The 17,975-nt window shown below is 53.9% G+C and carries 16 protein-coding genes and 1 tRNA gene; 7 read left to right on the forward strand and 10 right to left on the reverse strand.

The window, feature by feature from the left end:
- Window positions 1-9 precede the first annotated feature (9 nt).
- The 3 genes from BARVI_RS10815 to BARVI_RS10825 form a co-directional block, all read right to left on the reverse strand.
- Entirely contained in the window at window positions 10-669 is a 660-nt protein-coding gene (locus tag BARVI_RS10815; RefSeq protein ID WP_038534369.1) for a metal ABC transporter ATP-binding protein, read from the reverse strand.
- Window positions 650-1,522, reverse strand: a complete 873-nt coding sequence (locus tag BARVI_RS10820) for a metal ABC transporter solute-binding protein, Zn/Mn family (RefSeq protein ID WP_025279259.1) — start codon at window positions 1,520-1,522, stop codon at window positions 650-652. The genes BARVI_RS10815 and BARVI_RS10820 overlap by 20 nt, the downstream gene beginning before the upstream one ends.
- A gap of 159 nt (window positions 1,523-1,681) precedes the next feature.
- Complete coding sequence (locus BARVI_RS10825) at window positions 1,682-2,215, reverse strand: GNAT family N-acetyltransferase (protein ID WP_025279260.1); 534 nt, start codon at window positions 2,213-2,215, stop codon at window positions 1,682-1,684.
- A gap of 349 nt (window positions 2,216-2,564) precedes the next feature.
- Here BARVI_RS10825 and BARVI_RS10830 point away from each other — a divergent pair, with 349 nt between their 5' ends.
- The 4 genes from BARVI_RS10830 (at window position 2,565) to BARVI_RS10840 (ending at window position 5,489) form a co-directional block, all read left to right on the forward strand.
- Window positions 2,565-3,041, forward strand: a complete 477-nt coding sequence (locus BARVI_RS10830) for an Lrp/AsnC family transcriptional regulator (protein WP_025279261.1) — start codon at window positions 2,565-2,567, stop codon at window positions 3,039-3,041.
- 86 nt (window positions 3,042-3,127) lie between these two features.
- Window positions 3,128-3,271, forward strand: a complete 144-nt coding sequence (locus BARVI_RS13395) for a hypothetical protein (RefSeq protein ID WP_157232588.1) — start codon at window positions 3,128-3,130, stop codon at window positions 3,269-3,271.
- Between the two features lie 193 nt (window positions 3,272-3,464).
- Entirely contained in the window at window positions 3,465-4,526 is a 1,062-nt protein-coding gene (trpS, locus tag BARVI_RS10835) for a tryptophan--tRNA ligase (protein ID WP_038534370.1), read from the forward strand.
- A 12-nt stretch (window positions 4,527-4,538) separates the two neighbouring features.
- The gene (locus BARVI_RS10840) at window positions 4,539-5,489 is read left to right on the forward strand and encodes a cation diffusion facilitator family transporter (protein WP_025279263.1); all 951 of its coding nucleotides are present in this window, start codon (window positions 4,539-4,541) and stop codon (window positions 5,487-5,489) included.
- Window positions 5,490-5,577: 88 nt separating this feature from the next.
- Here the strand turns inward: BARVI_RS10840 and dprA are convergent, their stop codons facing one another.
- Complete coding sequence (gene dprA, locus BARVI_RS10845; RefSeq protein ID WP_025279264.1) at window positions 5,578-6,675, reverse strand: DNA-processing protein DprA; 1,098 nt, start codon at window positions 6,673-6,675, stop codon at window positions 5,578-5,580.
- Window positions 6,676-6,693: 18 nt separating this feature from the next.
- Window positions 6,694-7,095 (reverse strand): acyl-CoA thioesterase, encoded by a 402-nt coding sequence (locus BARVI_RS10850; RefSeq protein ID WP_025279265.1) that lies wholly within the window; start codon window positions 7,093-7,095, stop codon window positions 6,694-6,696.
- Between the two features lie 179 nt (window positions 7,096-7,274).
- On the opposite strand from BARVI_RS10850, the gene BARVI_RS10855 reads away from it, so the two are divergent.
- The gene (locus BARVI_RS10855; RefSeq protein ID WP_025279266.1) at window positions 7,275-8,477 is read left to right on the forward strand and encodes a carcinine hydrolase/isopenicillin-N N-acyltransferase family protein; all 1,203 of its coding nucleotides are present in this window, start codon (window positions 7,275-7,277) and stop codon (window positions 8,475-8,477) included.
- Window positions 8,478-8,624: 147 nt separating this feature from the next.
- Here the strand turns inward: BARVI_RS10855 and BARVI_RS10860 are convergent, their stop codons facing one another.
- From BARVI_RS10860 to BARVI_RS10875, 4 genes are all read right to left on the reverse strand, one after another.
- A complete protein-coding gene (locus tag BARVI_RS10860) occupies window positions 8,625-10,631 on the reverse strand; it encodes a DUF4954 family protein (RefSeq protein WP_025279267.1) in 2,007 nt (668 codons plus the stop codon).
- A gap of 55 nt (window positions 10,632-10,686) precedes the next feature.
- Entirely contained in the window at window positions 10,687-11,928 is a 1,242-nt protein-coding gene (hflX, locus tag BARVI_RS10865) for a GTPase HflX (protein WP_025279268.1), read from the reverse strand.
- A gap of 54 nt (window positions 11,929-11,982) precedes the next feature.
- Window positions 11,983-14,520 carry a zinc-dependent metalloprotease gene (locus tag BARVI_RS10870; RefSeq protein ID WP_025279269.1) on the reverse strand — a complete coding sequence of 846 codons (2,538 nt, stop codon included), beginning with the start codon at window positions 14,518-14,520 and terminating at the stop codon, window positions 11,983-11,985.
- 153 nt (window positions 14,521-14,673) lie between these two features.
- A complete protein-coding gene (locus BARVI_RS10875; RefSeq protein WP_038534699.1) occupies window positions 14,674-15,639 on the reverse strand; it encodes a DUF2156 domain-containing protein in 966 nt (321 codons plus the stop codon).
- 326 nt (window positions 15,640-15,965) lie between these two features.
- Between BARVI_RS10875 and asnA the strand changes: the two genes are divergently transcribed.
- Both asnA and BARVI_RS10885 read left to right on the forward strand, forming a co-directional pair.
- Entirely contained in the window at window positions 15,966-17,000 is a 1,035-nt protein-coding gene (gene asnA, locus BARVI_RS10880) for an aspartate--ammonia ligase (protein ID WP_025279271.1), read from the forward strand.
- Window positions 17,001-17,151: 151 nt separating this feature from the next.
- A tRNA-Asp gene (locus BARVI_RS10885) sits at window positions 17,152-17,228 on the forward strand.
- A gap of 146 nt (window positions 17,229-17,374) precedes the next feature.
- Here the strand turns inward: BARVI_RS10885 and BARVI_RS10890 are convergent.
- A complete protein-coding gene (locus BARVI_RS10890; RefSeq protein ID WP_025279272.1) occupies window positions 17,375-17,836 on the reverse strand; it encodes a phage tail protein in 462 nt (153 codons plus the stop codon).
- Window positions 17,837-17,975 lie beyond the last annotated feature (139 nt).

Genomic DNA, 17,975 nt, shown 5'->3' on the forward strand with positions numbered 1-17,975 from the left:
TGCGGGCCGTTATCGGTCGCCCAGGGTGTGATCGATGTAGAGGTTGCGGTTCGACAGGGCGATGAAGGGCTCTATCTCGTGCGATACCATCATGATGGTGGTACCCCGGCTCGACAGCTCCCGAAGAATATCGACCATGCGCACCTCGAATTGGCGGTCGATATACGACGAGGGTTCGTCCAGGATAAGCATCTCGGGGTGTGAGATGAGTGCCCGGCCGAAAAGAGTGCGTTGCAACTGTCCGCCCGAGAGTACCCCGATGGGCCTTTCGCGCAGTGCCGTGATGCCCATGAGGTCGAGCATGTAGTCTATTTCGCGTTTCAGTACCGATTGGGGACGCTTGGCGCTCTTGCCCATGAGACCCGAGGCTACGACCTCTTCTACGGTAATGGGAAATTTGCTGTCGATACTGTTTTTCTGGGGCAGGTATCCGATGTCGAGCGAGTCGACCGGCTCACCCTTTTCGAAAAAATAGATGGCTCCCCGCGTAGGCTTCTGCAAGCCCAGTATGGTGCGCAGCAGCGAGGTCTTTCCCCCGCCGTTCGGTCCCGAGACCAGCAGAAAATCACCCTGGTAGATGTCCAGGTTTATGTCTTCGAGCACACTCTTGTCGGTGTATGAGAGCCACAGGTTCTCGATGGATATGATTTTATTCTCCTGCAATGGCATCGGCTATGTGTAAAAGTTCTTCGCTCCAGTTGTAACTGAGCGGGTTGATAGGTACTACTCGGGCATCGATTTCCTGGGCAAAGGATTGTGCCTGTTTGGCATCGAATTCCTGCTGGATAAAGATAACCTTTACGTGATTCTCTTTGGCTACGTCGACCGCCTTTTTCAGGTAGAAGGCCGAAGGCTCCTTGCCGTTGTATTCGAGGCTGAGCTGGTGCAGGTGGTAATCCTTGGCCAGATAGCTGAGCGACGGGTGATAGATGGCAAACATGGTGCCATGTGCCGGTGCGAGCCGCTGCGTGATAATCGAGTCGACCCGGTTGATCTCGGCAAGCAGATTCTCATAGTTCTCACGATACACCTTTTTGCCGTTGGGGTCGAGGCTCACAAAGGCTTCGTACATGTTTTGGGCAATGATGCGTGCGTTTTTGGGCGAACTCCACGTGTGGGGGTCGGCTTCGAGATGATGGCTGTCGCCGTCGCCATGCTCATGGGTACCTGTGAGCAGATCGATACCCTCTGAGTTGTCGAATATCTTCATCGTCGGGTTGTTCTGTTCCAGCTTGTCCATCCAGGCCAGTTCAAACCCGATGTGCCCTATTTTGAAATAGGCAACGCTTTTGCCCACATAGACCAAATGCGATGGCGAGGGATCGTAAGCCTCGGGGTTGCTGCCCGGGGGTACGATGCAGTTGATGCTGAAGCGGTCGCCGGCAATCTTCTCGGCAAAATACTTCTGAGGTTGTACGGTTACGGTAACAATCTTTTGTTCCTTATTTCCAGTCGCACACGATACGGTCATGAAAGCGAGCAGTATATATGTGCAATATTTTAGAAAAGAATGTTTTTTCATAATAAAATGTTTTGCCTCACGGCATATTTTTGTACAAAAATAGTATAATAATATTAATAACCCTTCTATTTGTCTCAATTTAATATGTTAAAATCAGCATTTAACATTTGCCTCGGTTGTGAGTCGGGAGGGGCTGTGACTTCTCTGTATTCAGTCCCTCTATTCCACACCATAAACTCGGTTGTGAATGCGAGTGACCACGAGGTCGAAGGTTGGGTCGAGGTCAATCTCCCCGTATGACATGAGTCGCAGTTCGAGCGGATGCCGGTCGGGCGAGTAGGGTGGTTGGGTATAGGGTCGTGGCGACAAGACAAACCCCAGTCGCTGATAGAAGCGTATGCGTCGCTGGCTCAGTTCGTCGTCGGGTTTCTCCACTTCGAGCACGGCCGGTTTCCCGGTCTGTTTCAGCAGTTCGGTCATGGCCGTGGCTCCATAGCCAGCTCCTCGGCAGCGACTGTCGATGGCAAAGTGTTCCAAATAGGTAAAGTCGCTCCATGGCCAGTACGAGATAAATCCTACCGGATTCTTTTCGTCGCACAGCAGTACGATGGCAAAATCGTCGTTTTCCCGTAACAGTCGCACTACCTCGTCGAAGTCTCGACGTTCGTCCATGGGGAATGACTCGGTGTACACGCGTTCGATAAAATCGAGTGCTTGCACGTCGTGGGGATTGACAGGGGTAATTCGTATCATAGTCGGTAGGATTTAAATCGGTACAAATATAATAGATTTAAATAAATCTTTAAAAAATATAGTGGTAAAGTTATTGGTAGGCCCATAAGCAAGGGGGAGAGAGAAGCTGAAAATATGAAAATCGATTGGCAAAATTCTATCTGTCATCTCGTTTGAGTAGGTGAAGTCTCTTACTGTAAGGGGGTTCTTCTTACAAATTGAAACTTGTTGGCGGGAAATGGGGAGATTGATTTTTCCTAACATCTATTATATCCTGTAAATTTAATATGATAAATAAATGAATAATGTAAATTTATTACTATCTTTGCTCTCTATATGATAAAACAGCTGTAAAAAATCGAAAAAACACATGGGACATCATCAATTAGACGAATTGGATTATAAGATTCTGAAACTGATAGCAGCCAATGCTCGCATACCTTTCCTCGAAGTGGCACGGGAGTGTAATGTATCGGGAGCCGCTATTCATCAACGAGTGCAAAAACTGACCAATCTGGGTATTCTCAAAGGGTCGGAGTTCATCATGGATTCCAACAAGATTGGATTTGAGACTTGTGCCTATATGGGATTCTATCTGAAAAACCCGGGTGACTTTTCGCATGTGGTCGAAGAGCTTCGCAAAATTCCCGAAGTGGTCGAGTGCCATTTCACGACGGGGCAATACGACATGTTCATCAAACTGTTTGCCCGCAACAATCAGCACCTGCTCGAAATTATTCACACCAAGTTGCAGCCGATAGGGTTGTCGCGCACCGAAACGCTTATCTCCTTCCGCGAGATTTTCAGACGTCAGCTTCCTATCGAAGAGGTGGAGAATATGGATTAAAAGATACAGTAAAATTGAAAACGAAAAGTCTCCCGGCTTGAATCTCCCTTTGAGAGAGTGACAAGCCGGGTTTTATTTTTTTAGCAATGGATAAACCGGCTCCCGTGGGTACTTGCAGGGTGCGTGCATTTCGTACCGGCCGCAACATCTCTATCGTGAGCGGTAACCCGTCCATGGAGGCTCAATTGTCGGCCTGTCTCTCCGACAAGCCGTGGAATGGTACCTTGTAGTCTCGAACGGCATTTTTTTTTTCGGGGTATGAGATTCTATCTTATCGCGATTTTTGTACCTTTGCCGAGGTATGAAACCGGCGCAAGACTTGAACGACAGGATTACCGGAAGTGTCTCTCATCGAGGGCAGGATTTCTCGTAAGAGTGGCCGGAGGTAAAAAAGAGAATAGTGAAAGATAAATTTTAGGATATATGAGAAAAGAAGTTGTAGTAAGTGGCATACGCTCCACGGGAAATTTACATTTGGGAAATTATTACGGTGCATTGCGCAATTTTGTGAAGATGCAGGAAGAGGATAAATACAACAGCTATTTTTTCATAGCCGACCTGCACGCCCTCACGACGCACCCCGATCCCAAGATGCTGCATGAGAACGTGCGCGATATCCTTTGCGAATATCTGGCCGCCGGGCTCGACCCCGAGAAGTCGACCCTGTTTGTGCAGAGCGATGTGCCCGAGATTTCGGAGATGTATCTGCTGATGAATATGCACGTAGGTATCGGTGAGTTGATGCGTACCGCCTCGTTTAAGGACAAGGCCCGCAAACAGCTGGGTATCAAGACCGATAACGACGGCGACATCGAGCACGAGATTATCGGTAACAACACCAACAAACGGGTGAATGCCGGTCTGCTTACATACCCCACGTTGATGGCGGTCGATATTCTTATCCAGCATGGTAACTATGTGCCGGTAGGGAAGGACCAGGAACAACACTTGGAGTTGACCCGCCGCTTTGCCCGTCGCTTCAATTCGACCTACGGGGTGGAGTATTTCGAGGAACCGCAGAATTTCAACTTCGGCAGCGAACCCATCAAAATTCCCGGCCTCGACGGTTCGGGCAAGATGGGTAAGTCGGAAGGCAACTGCGTCTACCTCATTGACGACGAAAAGACCTTGCGCAAGAAGATCATGCGGGCTGTGACCGACGAGGGTCCCAAAGTTCCCAACTCGCCCAAGGCCGAGTCGGTGGAGAACCTCTTCACGTTGCTTCGAGTTGTCTCTTCGTCCGATACGGTAGCCTATTTCGAGGAGAAATACAACACCTGCGAAATCCGCTATGGCGACTTGAAGAAACAGTTGGCCGACGATATTCTCAAAGTAACACTGCCCATTCGGGAGCGCTTCTTCGAGATTCAGAACGACGAGGCCTATCTGGCCCGTGTCGTGAAGATGGGTGCCGAGAAGGCTCGCGAGACGGCCTCGAAAACGCTGCGCGACGTGCGCGAAATCATGGGATTCAAACCTTTTTAATAGATAGCAACTATGGAACCACATCATCACCATCATGTGCACCCGACGCCCGATTTGCAGAAACTCAATCGGTCGTTCATCATCGGTATCGTGCTGAACATTGTCTTTGTGTTGGCCGAGGCCGGTGCCGGATTCTATTACGATTCACTGGCTCTGCTCTCCGATGCCGGGCATAACCTGAGCGATGTGGTGAGCCTGGTGCTGGCTCTTTTTGCCCTGAGGCTTTCGTTGGCGAAACCCTCGTTGCAATATACCTATGGCTACAAGAAGAGTACCGTACTGGTGTCGCTGCTCAATGCAGCTATCCTTTTCATTGCCGTGGCCGTGATACTCTACGAGAGTATCGACAAGCTGCGCAATCCCGCCCCGCTCGACGGTGGGGCCATTGCCTGGGTGGCTGCGATAGGTATTGTGGTGAATGCCTTTACCGCCTATCTCTTCTTTGCCGACAAGTCGAAAGACCTGAATGTCAAAGGGGCCTATCTGCACATGGCTGCCGACACGCTGGTGTCGGTGGGGGTGTTGATTTCGGGCGTCGTGATCAAGTACACGGGTTGGGATATCATCGACCCCATTATCGGTATCGTGGTGGGGCTGGTTATCCTCTACTCCACCTGGCATCTGTTGCAGGAGAGTCTGCGGCTGGCCCTCGACGGGGTGCCCGAGAATATCGACGTGCAGAAGGTCGAGCAGACGCTCTCGTCCGACCCCGATGTCATCAATGTGCATCACCTGCATATCTGGGCCATCAGTACCACACAGACCGCCTTGACGGCTCATGTGGTCGTGCGCGACATCTTGCGCATGCACGAGGTGAAACACAGGTTGAAGCAGGCTTTGCACCAATTGGGTATCGACCATGCCACCTTTGAACTCGAAGTGAAGGAGGAGCATTGCGACGGCCATTGCGACTGCTGCGACGAGCACACCGGTTGTGACGAAGATACGCAACCCTATTTGTAGAGGGACCGTATAAAAGAGAAAAATCCTGAGGTCGGGAGAAGAGCGGGTGGCAGCCCCTTTTCTCCCGATTTTTTTTGAGGGTGGGAGGTTACAGCTTGTAGACTCCGCCTGGCAGTGCCTTGACAACTCCCTTGAATTCCAGTTCGACCAGCACCGACAGCAGTTGCGACAGGGGGCGGTCCAGTTCGACCGTCATGCGGTTTATCTGCCCTTCGCCCCGTTCTTTCAAGTAGTCGACCAAAGTTTGTTCCTCGTCGGTAAGGTCGGGGAAGAACGACCGTTGCACCGCCTCGCGACGCGGCGCCTTCCAGCACATGGCCTCGACGAGGTCGTCGGCCGAGGTGATGAGAGCCGCCCGATTGCGGCGAATCAGTTGGTTGCAGCCGGCCGAGGTCTCGCGGTGAATATCGCCGGGCAGGGCAAAGACGTCGCGGTGATAGCTCTCGGCAATACCGGCCGTGATGAGGGCGCCCCCCTTTTCGCGCGACTCGACGATGACCACGGCGTCGGCCAATCCGGCTACGATGCGGTTGCGGGCCACGAAGAAGGCCGGGTGCATGGGGTGATAGCCGGGATACTCGGTGAGGAGCCCACCGTGCGAAACCATCTCGATGGCTGTGTTTCGGTGGCTGGCCGGGTAGATGTGGTCGAGCCCGTGGGCCAGTACGGCCACCGTGTCGAGTCCCTGCTTCAATGCCGCACGGTGAGCACAGATGTCGATACCGTAGGCCAGCCCGCTCACGATAATCAGTTGGGGAAAGCCGATTGCCAGGTCGCGAACCAGTGCTTCGCAGAAACTCCGGCCATACTCCGTGGCCCTGCGGGTGCCTACCACACTCACCACCTTGGCCGCATTCAGGTCGGCCGTACCCCGGTAGTAAAGCAGCGGAGGCGCGTCGACACACTCGGTCAACCGGGTCGGGTAGGCCGGGTCGGTAAAGTAGAGCGGGGTGATGTTCCCCTTTTGGAGAAACTCCATCTCCTGGCGGGCTTTCTGCATGGCTTCGCGACGAATGTCGTCTTGGAGCATGCGGCCGCTGATTCCAGTCAGCTCCCGCAGTTGGTTTTCGGGCAGACTGAAAAAGAGTTCGAGGCTCTCGACCGTCTCGTGGATATGCTGAGCCAGCGATTTGTTCATTCCCTTGATGCGGGAGAGCGCGATGCGGTATAGCACCTCTGGTTCCATGGTATTGTGGGCAAACGGTTATTGCAGGAATTTTTCGAAGTAGGGCAGGAACTCTTCGCCACGGGTGATTCGTCCGTTCGAGGTAGCCACCACCTCGACCACCGCTTTGATGCACAGTTCGCCCGACACTTTGTAGATGTCTTGATAGAACACAAACTTGATGCCCTCGCGACGCATGTACAGCTTGCTGACAAATCGGTCGCGGCTGCGCAGCGGTGCCTTGTAGTTGACTTCGATGCGGTTGACAACCGGGTCGATACCCTGCTGGTGCATCTCAACAAACGTAATTCCCGTAGACGACAGAAATTCGTGGCGGGTGTGTTCGAGGTAATGCAGGTAGATGGCGTTGTTGACAATGCCCTCCATGTCGCATTCGTAGTCGCGCACCTGCATCTCTATTTCAAAAATATAATGAGGCATATCTTTATGTGGGTTCTGTTTTTAGTTTTTACAAAGATAGTACAGATATTTTATTCTCCACTCATCTTTCGTTTACAGAAGATAGGATTCGGCTCGGTATGGCCAAACTTGAAAACTATGTTTTCGTTTGTCTCTACTCTCGCCTTTTATTATCTTTGCTCTGGTTAAAAAGCAGAATTATGTGTAAACGCTTAGCTATATTTCTCCTGTTGTGTTTGGTGGCCGGGGCTTCGGCCTGGGCCTGTACCTCGGCAGTCGTATCGGGACGGGTGACCCCCGACGGTCGTCCGCTGTTGTGGAAACATCGCGATTCGTCCGACTTGAACAACCGCATCGTGCGTTTCGATGCCGTCAAGGGGCAACTCTCTTTCGTGGGGCTGGTGAACGGGGTCGACACGCTGGCCCGTGAGGTGTGGACCGGTTACAACAGTGCCGGTTTTGCCGTGATGAATACCGCCTCGTATAATCTGAAAAACGACACCTCGTCGCTGGCCGACCGCGAGGGGGTGGTGATGAAGCGCGCTTTGGCCGTGTGCCGCACGGTCGACGACTTTGAACGGCTGCTCGCCGAGTGGCCCCGGCCCATCGGGGTGGAGGCCAACTTCGGGGTGATTGATGCCGAAGGGGGTGCCGCCTATTTCGAGGTGAACAACTACGAGGTGTTCCGTTACGATGCGGCCGATAGTCCCAACGGTTATCTGTTGCGCACCAACTATTCGATGTCGGGTCGTCCCGACGAGGGGCTCGGCTATATCCGCTACGACCACGCCGAGGAGTTGTTTGCTCCTGTGGCGGAACAAAAAGCGGTTACGGCCGAATGGCTCACCGGTGTTTGCTCCCGGTCGTTCTATCACGCTTTTCTGGGGCGCGATTTCTCGGGCGACAACTGGGTGGTCGATCAGGATTTCATTCCGCGATACAGCACCTCGGCCTCGCTGGTGGTCGAGGGGGTAAGGCCCGGTGAGTCGCCCGCCTTTACCACGATGTGGACGGTGTTGGGCTATCCGCCCTGTTCTATCGTGTTGCCGGTATGGCTCGGTTGCAACAGTGGGATACCCGCCTTGTTGCAGGCTCAGGGTGATACGGTGCGTTCGTCTCTGTGCGAGTGGTCCAACGCTTTGAAGCAGGAGGCCTTTCCCGTGAAGCGGGGCAGCGGGTCGCACTATCTGCACATGGCCCGTCTCTTCCGGTCCGATGGTAGCGGCATCACACAACAACTGCTCGGCCTCGAAAAGGAGGTCTATGCCCGCAGTCGCACGCTGCTCGACGAGGCCCGTCGCTCCGGCTCGTGGAACGACCGCCGGGTAGAGCGCATGCTGGGCGACATCGAGCAACAGGTCTCTGCCTTTTTTCAGCAAATCCTGAGTGACGAGAGCCGATAGTGTTCCTTAGCTCTCGAAAATCTTTTTCCCTTGATATGCCCTGGATTCCGCGTTGTGGCGCGGAACAGCATGAACAAGTCACCCCGCATCTCGATGCGGGGTGACTTGTTACTCTATATGATAACTGGCTTATCAGAATCTTGCCGATTATTCGTCGGTGGTTTTATCTATTAACCGGTTAAGCCGTTCGAGCAATTCGTCGCCTAGGGCTGTTTTCTCCTCGATATGGCGGCATACCATCTTGACGAAGGGGTCGCTCTCGAACTCGCCACGCACCTGCTCGAAGTCGAAATCGCGTTGGCTGGCCGAGCCGTCGACGCCGAATCCGATGCGTGAAATCATCGAGAACTCCTTGCGGGCGTCGTCGTAGAGCATGCGGTCGAGCGATACGACGGCTTCGTTCCATTGCCGCACGATGCCGATGATATCCTGAGGGGTGAGTTGGTCGATGCTCTTGCCGTACCAGCGTTGCATCTTCGAGCATACCCAGGTCCACTCCATGTCGTAGTAGCGGTGGTGCAGCGTGCGGAAGAAGGCTTCGGCCGCTTCGAGCGTATAGTCGCTCTGGTGTACGATGCGCTCAATCTCCTCCTGCATGGCCTGCTTGGGAATGATGAGTCCCGCCAGGTCTATCCACTCGCCTTCACCCAGCGGGTCGGTGGGTTGCAGTCGGCTGTGCAGGTCGTCGAGGTCGGCAAAGGGGGTTCCTTCGAGCCGCTTGATAATCGAGTTGCCCATGAACTTGTGCACGGCCAGGGTGTAGAGGTTGATACCCTTCTCGAGCGAACTGTTTTTGATGGTGGTACTCTGGAACGAGTAGCACTCCGAGGTCTCGCCCGAAGTCTGTTTAAGCCCTTGCAGGGTGTCGATACCCTGCAACATCTTTTGAATCGTGTAGGGGCTCAGCAGGTTGAAGTTGATGCAGTCGAGTTTGTCGGGGTCGGTGCGCCGGTCGCGTTTGGGCCATTTCTGGGCATCGCGTATGGTGCCCACGCTTTTGAGGTTGGCACCCGGTACGAGGTAAGAGCGGTTGCCGTGCTCGATGAGGTAGGAGAAGGGCATGCCCGAGGTGTCGGGGTGGGTGACGTGCCGCCCCATGATAAGCGAGAAGGCACCTATCTTGGCGGGCCACAGCATGTAGGAGTCGCTCGTGGTTTTCGACCCGCGTTCGACAACCCCCTGGTGAATGGGCCCCAGCTTGTACATGTGGTTGCTCTGGTTCGAGCCGCTGCCGGCGTTCAGGAACGAGAACATGCCGGCGATGAGCAGACTTGACTTGTGCATGGTCACCGTGTAGGGCCCGGCAAAGATGGCACAGGCCTCGCCGTTCTCGCCCTGGCAGTTGCTGAAAAACAGCGAGTCGTGGGCCGAGAAGAGGTGGGTGAGGTGGCAGGCTTGCCCGATGAAGCAGCGCGACAGAACCACCCCGTCGCTCACGCAGGCTCCCGAACTGATAATGAAATCTTCGGCCGTGACGTTGGCCCCGATGTACACGGGAGCTTCGGTGCAGCTGTTGATGGTGCCGTTGTCGAGGCGCGAAGCCCCCTCGATGCGGCAGGCGTCGCCGATGCAGACGTTGCGTATTGTGCCCGTGTTGACAATATGGACACCGTTGCCTATCGTGCCGCGGGTGCTTTTGACCGAACGGGCGTAGTCGGCTATCATTTGGCCCAGCCGGCCGATGAGGTCGGGGCGATGGCGGTACATGGCCACGATGTAGGCCAGTTGGGCCGAGAGTCGGTTGTAGATGGGGACCTCGCGGCCACCCGTCTCGTTGAGCACCGAAACCTCGGTGTTGTTGCCGAAACAGCTCTCTCCCTCGGTAAGCAGCAGGTTGACATTCTGTATGTAGCAGTAGTCGCCTATCTGATAGTTGGCCACATAGTTGGGAATGTTTTCGATGAGGGTATTGTTGCCGATTGTGCAGTTGTGCAGGGTGACGTGGCGCAATCCGGCGTGTTTCCTTAATCCTCCCGGCAACTCGATTTCCTGCTCGAATCGTCCCAGATAGACCTCGCCCGAGAATCGGGTGTGGGCGATGTATGCGGGTGAGAAGCCCTCGGCTACGTGTACTTGGTTCCAGTTGTCGGCCATGCACTCCTGAGCGGTGAGCCGTTCGATTTCCGTGCGGTTGAGTTTGCGATATTTTGTCATATGCTCGTTGTTGAATGAGGCCGGAGGATAGCCCGCGGTGAAACAATTTATTGGGTCAGGATTCTTCTTTTTCTTCGTCGGTAGCGATTTCGTCGTAGTGCTGAAAGAGGAAATCGTTGTAGGGGAATCGCGTGGTGTGTATCTCCTTGACCCGTTGGTAGAGCAGTGCCTTCAACTCGTCGATGTTTTTCTTCTCGCGGGCCGAGATGAAGATGCAGTTGTCGTGCATCTTGGCCATCCAGGTCTCTTTCAGTTCGTCGAGCGAGATGTTCTCGCGGGTGCGGGGAGTGAGGTCGTCGGCCGCTTTCTCTACGTAGGAGAAGGCATCGATTTTGTTGAATACCAGAATCATGGGTTTGTTGGTCGAGTCGCACACCTCTTGAAGCGTCTTGTTCACCACCTCGATTTGCTCCTCGAAGGCCGGGTGCGAAATGTCGACCACATGGAGCAGCAGGTCGGCTTCGCGCACCTCGTCGAGGGTCGACTTGAACGAGTCGACCAGGTGGGTGGGCAGTTTGCGGATAAAGCCTACGGTATCGGAGAGCAGGAAGGGCAGGTTGTCGACAATCACCTTGCGCACCGTGGTGTCGAGGGTGGCAAAGAGTTTGTTCTCGGCAAAGACCTCGCTTTTGGCCAGCAGGTTCATGAGGGTCGACTTGCCCACGTTGGTATATCCCACCAGCGCTACACGTACCAGTTTGCCGCGGTTTTTGCGCTGGATACTCTTCTGGCGGTCGATGCTTTTCAGCTCCTCTTTCAGATGCGAAATCTTGTCGAGGATAATACGGCGGTCGGTCTCGATTTGCGTCTCACCGGGACCACGCATGCCGATACCGCCCCGTTGACGTTCGAGGTGAGTCCACAGGCGGGTCAGGCGGGGGAGCAGGTATTGATATTGAGCCAGTTCGACCTGCCGTTTGGCGTTGGCCGTCTGGGCCCGTTTGGCAAAGATGTCGAGAATGAGGCTGGTGCGGTCGAGAATCTTCACTTGCAGCTCCTTCTCGATGTTCTGCACCTGCTTGGCCGAGAGGTCGTCGTCGAAGATGACCATACCTATCTCGTTCTCGTCGATGTAGTTTTTTATCTCGGCCAGCTTGCCTGCGCCGACAAAGGTGCGGGAGTTGGGCATGTCGAGCCGTTGCAGGAATTTCTTCACGGGCTCGGCTCCGGCGGTCTCGGCCAGGAAGGCCAGCTCGTCGAGGTACTCGTTGGCTTTCGCCTCGTTCTGGGTGTTGGTAATCAGTCCTACCAGGACGGTGCGTTCGGTTTCTTCTTGGGTTAGGATAAATTCTTTCATATGTCGTACTCCAAAGAGGTACCTTACAGATAATGCTTTTGGTTACCTCTTTGTTTAGTTGTTAAACAGTTTTTCAATGTGGATAATCTGGTAGTCATAGAAATTGCGGGTGGCGCTGTCGGCCGTGGCGGCTCTCTTCTGCTTGTAGAGCGAGAGTATCTTTTTGAGGGCGCCGGTCATGTAGGGAGCCATCTCGGCCACAGACATCGAGGGCCCCGTCGTGAACCGGGTAAACGATTGCTCCCCGACCTGGTGGCACAGCGCATGGCTGCACGGGAAGGGTGCCCCGTCGAGGTCGATGTCGTCGGTCAGGGGATTCAGGTTTATCTTTACGGGTGTCCCTTGCAGGTCGGAGTATTGTATGAGTTGCTCGATGGTTTCGCTTTGCAGGTCGCGCTCCACGTCGTTCAACTTCCGTCCCTGGTAGGTAGCCTTGAATACCTCGGCAATTACGTCGTTGAGGTAGCTGTCGACGGTGTAGTTTTTGACCGGGTTGATGGCTCCGCCCTCGTGGATACGGAAGAGGGTAGACGGCTTGATGAGGCTGGACGGGAGCATGCGGTGTATCGCGCTGGCATAGTTGACGTTGGCACCGATACGTTGCAGCAGGTCGGCGGGAGTGAGCCAGTCGCGATAGGTGCGGGCCTGGTTGAGAATCCATTTCAACGCCTTCCGCTGGGTAGCCTTGTCGAGGTAGATGTAGGGCAACGTGTCATCGCCCTGGCGCACCTCGGTATAGAGCACCCCGCCGATGTAGGGTATTACGTGGCGCAGGTGGCGGTTGTACTGTTGCACAAGAGCCGAGTATTCGTCGCGTATCGTGCGGTAGTCTTTCCCCTCGTCGAAGAACCATTGCTCAAAGTTCTTTACGATGAGTTTGAGATTCGAGATGGCCATCTCACCGGCCTTGAAGTGGTCGTTGCTCAGGTCCTCGGTCTGGTCGGTAGGGTCGTAGGTATCGGGGTATTGTTGGGCCCCGAAGGTGTACATGGGGTCGGCCTTCTTCTCGGCAATCCAGCGGTCGAGAGTAGCCACTTCGTCCTGCGGGGTGGGGGCGTCGGCAATAAGTCGGTAGCCCCAGTTGATGGCATAGATGTCGTAGACTCCCAAGACGGGCGGGGTGAGGCGCACGCCGCGTTCATAGTCGCCCGGCTGAGCCACAAAGTTGTTGCGGGCATAGTCCATGATACTGGGTGTGGTTCCGTATTTCTGGGTGAACGACGGGCTGCGCAGCGAGTCGATGGAGAACGCGTAGCTGGCCCCCATGTTGTGCATGAGCCCCAGGGTGTGGCCTATCTCGTGTGAGGCTACGTAGCGCAGCGACTCGCGCATGACGTCGTTGTCGAAAGTCTCTTGTCTCACTCGCGGGTCGACGGCTCCCGTCTGGGCAAACCGCCAGTTGTGTACCAGCGAGATGACGTTGTGGTACCAGATGACATCGGCCGTGAGTATCTCGCCGCTGCGAGGGTCGACATAGCTCGGACCCATGGCATTGGCAATATCGGTCACGGCATATTTCACACAACTGTACCGCATGTCGTCGGGGTCGAAATCGGGGTCGTTCTTCGGGTAGTCGCGGGCGATGACGGCATTTTTGAACCCGGCGGCCTCAAAGGCGGTGTTCCAGTCCTCCACACCCTGTTTCACGATGTCGCGCCACTTGTCGGGGAAGGCACTGTCGACGTAGAAGACAATCGGTTTCTTGGGTTCTACCAGTTCGCCTCTGAGGTAGGCTTCGCGATCTTCGTCCTTCGGTTCGAGCCGCCAGCGGTGAATGTATTGTGTGCGGTCTATGCGGTCCTTGTCGCTGGTATAGATGTTTTTGGTACTCGAAAAGAAGCCCACTCGGCGGTCGTAGATGCGGGGACGCATGGGTTGCTCGGGCAGCAGTACCAGCGAGCGGTGCATGGTCACGGTGCAGATGTTGTCGCCGGTGAAACTGAGCACCGAGCGAATCTCACAGTTTTGCGGGAAACTCTTGACTCCCAGAATATAGGAGTTGGCCGCCGTGTAGGTGCCCGTCTTTATCTTGGACGAGGGCTTGCTGGGCATGGGGCTGATAATCTTCTCGTTGGTCTTGAAGAAGTCGCTCATGTCTACCACCACGTCATTCCCGTTCTTGGCCTCGATTTTGAAGGCCTTGATGATAGGGTCGCCGAAATTCCGGTCGAACGAGGCGGCGATGGGGTCCTTGGGGTCGATGATGTTGGCGTGTTGCACCAGGTGCATGAAGAGCGATTGCTCATTCTTGCTGAACCTGATCATAAAGGGGTCGGTGGTCATCTCGCCGGCCACGAATAGCTTGGGGTCGGTTGTGGTGGCTACCCGGCTCGACAACAGGAAGGTGCGGCTCATCAGCGAGTCGGGCACCTCGACCAGCAGCTTGTTGTCGGTCGTCAGGTGCAGGGTGAACATACCCTTTTGTGTTTTGGCTCCCTTGATGAGTTTGTCGTATTTCGATTCTTGAACGGTCGTGTCTTTAACCTGTTCTTTTCGGTTCTCTTTCTTACTCTTTCTTTTGGCGTAGCAGTTTGCCGGAGAGGCTCCGGCAAGAAGCAGGGCCGTCAGCAGGGCCCATGTCAATTTTTTCATATCTCAGTTTTTTGTGTCTCTTGTTTCTCTACTGCAAAAATAGGGTAAACCGATTGCAGAAACAAATGTATAGACTATAAAACTGAGCAAATAGAGCACTCATTTCACTCTTTTTGTGACATTTCGCACCCCGGGACCCACAACTCCCGATATCTATTGCAGAAAGTTGTCGAGGGGAATGTTGTATTTTTTCAAGATAGTCTCGGGGTTGTACGAGAGTTTGGCTTCGCGCAGACCCGGATCGCCGGCATCGTCCTCGCGGTTGATATACTGCACTTCGGGGTGAGTCTCGGCCATCTGTGCCGAGTAGAAATAGTTGATGGCCTCGTAGGCGCCCACAATATCCTTCCGGGCTTTTTCGATGTGTACGATGAGGGTGTCGTTTACCACCTCGCCTACCGAGAAGGCGGCAATCTCGCCCCCCACGCGCAGGAGTCCGCCCTCGAAGGGGAGCCGGTCATACTCGCGCAGCACCTGAGCCACTTTGCTCTCTTCGTAGGCAAAGAGTTCGCTGTCCTTGTGATAGGCCTGCATATAGCGGTCGAAGAAGGCTTTCAACTCGGGCAGATTCTGTGCGGTGACAGGTTCGTATTGAAAGTCGGGATAGGTGCTCTTGAACTTGTTCACCCGGTTGCGTTTCTTGTTGAAGCGGTGTCCCACGAGGGTGGCCAGGTCGGAGGCCCGGTAGAGGTAGTCGCCCCAGTCGGGCAGTTCGGTCACGGGGCAGCCATACAGTCCGGCGATGGTCTGAGCCGCCGGTTCGGGTACGGCTGAGAGAATCAAGGGCTGTCCGTGTTGCCGGCAGTAGGCTCCCAGCAAGGGGATAGACTCTTTTAAATCCAGTGCGCCCACCGGCACGGCAAAGGCGGTGTTCTGCAAGTGGTCCTCTTCGCCGCCTCGAATGAAAAGCGTGTCGTGGCAGATGGCATACTCATAGCCGAAATAGTCGACCCACATGTAGATGCCGCCGATTGAGAAGTCGCAGGTGCGGTAACTCTGTTGGGGCAGGTAGGGGGCAATCTCGCTCAGCGAGTTGAGGGTAATGGGTTTGAACACCAGGCAGTCGGTCGCAGCCGGTTGTGTGAGCTCGGGGGCAGTTTCCAATCGGGTTGTCTCCATGAGGCTGAATTTTTGTTGTGTGGTCAGGTCGAAAAAGTCGGGCAAGAGAGCAATACCCATATTGTCGCATTGCGGCGCTGCCCGGGCTTGTATTTTTTTTGCGCTGCAAAAATAGATAATTTTTATCGGTACATATTTATAAACAATCTATTTTGTCATTTAGTTTCAAAAATTTAAAATTATTAGACACTCTTTTTATGAAAAGATATGATATTTTGAATTTTCTTCTCAAAATGATACGTAAATATTTTTGTTATTGGAAAAATGATATATATTTGCAGGGATTTTACACTAATTGAATTCAAATATTAACCAAGGAAAACCAAATGCCACTGATTATCCCCCAACGCTATAAACTCAAACTTTTACCCGAAACCACCGAGATGGCCATTAAAATGTTGAAAGATGCTTTTCAGGAGCGATTGGCCAAAGCACTTAACCTGCGTCGGGTGACGGCCCCGTTGTTTGTCTTGTCGGGCACGGGGTTGAACGACGACCTCAACGGCAACGAGCAGGCCGTGTCGTTCCCCATTGCCGATATGGGTGGCCGTCGGGCCGAGGTGGTACACTCGCTGGCCAAGTGGAAGCGGGTGAAGCTGGGAGCCTATGATATAGCACCGGGCTTCGGGCTCTATACCGACATGAATGCCATTCGCACCCACGAGCAGCTCGACAACCTGCACTCGCTTTATGTCGACCAGTGGGACTGGGAGAAGACCATCACCCGCGAAGACCGCAACCTCGAATACCTCAAAGAGACCGTGCGCAACATTTATCGGGTAATCAAGGAGTGCGAGAGTCTCATATATGCCGAGTTCCCTCACATCACCCCCACGCTGCCCGACGAGATTACCTTCATACACACCGAGGAGTTGTTGCAGCAATATCCCCATCTCACCCCCAAGGAGCGCGAGGCCGAGGCGGCCCGTCGCTATGGAGCCATTTTTCTCATCGGTATCGGTCAGCAGCTTAGCGACGGTACCCGTCACGACGGTCGGGCTCCCGACTACGACGACTGGACTACGCCCAACAGCGACGGCTATCTGGGGTTGAACGGCGACATCGTGCTGTGGAACACCGTGTTGGAGACCCCCTTCGAGCTCTCGTCGATGGGCATACGGGTCGACAAGGAGGCGCTGCTTCGTCAGCTCGACATCTGTGGTTGTCCCGAGCGAGCCCAACTCAATTTCCACCGGGCCTTGCTCAACGATGAACTGCCCCTCTCGATAGGGGGCGGTATCGGGCAGTCGCGCTTCTCGATGTTCCTGCTCCAGAAAGCCCATATCGGCGAGGTGCAAGCCAGCATTTGGCCCGAGGAGCAGATTGCCGAGTGTGCACGCCACAATATCCATTTGTTGTAAGACGACACCTTTGCGATTGAGAATGAGGCCCTTCGATGTAGCCCGGCAGAATCCCGATTGTGGCGGTCGAAAAATAATTCCATTTTTTTTTGAAGCGAAGGGTTGCAGAATTGGAAAAAGCGTTCTATCTTTGCACTCGCAAAACGAAACTGGTGCGGTAGTTCAGCTGGTTAGAATACATGCCTGTCACGCATGGGGTCGCGGGTTCGAGTCCCGTCCGCACCGCCAGTTTACAAGGCAAGAACAGGAAAAGCTCCGATTCAATTTTGAATCGGAGCTTTTTTCGTTTTCGGCCGGAATGGGGGAGAAGGGAGCGGGAGCTCGGTGACGACATAACCCGGGAGTATCCGGGGCGACCTAAAAAGATGAGAGGATTATTTCACATATACCCCTTCGTGGGCGATGACCAGCGTTTCGAAGGAGTATGCGTTTTCATTGGCCTTGATCTTCTCTCGGGTGAGTTTCTTGGGCCATGCGTTCACCGCTTCCCAGGTTTGTACGGGGTTACCCGATTCGTCCAACAGACTCACCGTCATCGTTTCGCGCTGGATTATGTTCTGCTTCACTTGGTCTACCCAGTCGAGCACGGCTTTGTTATCTTTCGATATTCCCTGTTTGATGGTCAGATCGCCTGCTTTTCTCAGTCCCGGCATTTTCAGCTTGGTGAAGACCGGAGTGTCGCCTGCACGATAAGTGATTTCTTCATATTCTGTTTCCAGTCCCGACACTTCGCTGCACGAAATGTCGCCTACGTTTGAGATAGATACTTTGAAATAAAAACTTGGTAAAGGCCATGCCTGTGTGTCGGCACGCTGCGTCAATTCGTTGTCTGTCATAGTATGTCTGTTATCATATTGCACAGTAAATTACCATAGTCTCTTGTCGTTTTAAGGTTGGGGCGGATTGTGTAATGCAGCCTTGAAACTTTGCTTTTGTGCAATTTACAATTTAATCTCGAAGGGTACAAGTATTTGC

Source organism: Barnesiella viscericola DSM 18177, assembly GCF_000512915.1.
In the GTDB taxonomy this organism is placed as follows: domain Bacteria; phylum Bacteroidota; class Bacteroidia; order Bacteroidales; family Barnesiellaceae; genus Barnesiella; species Barnesiella viscericola.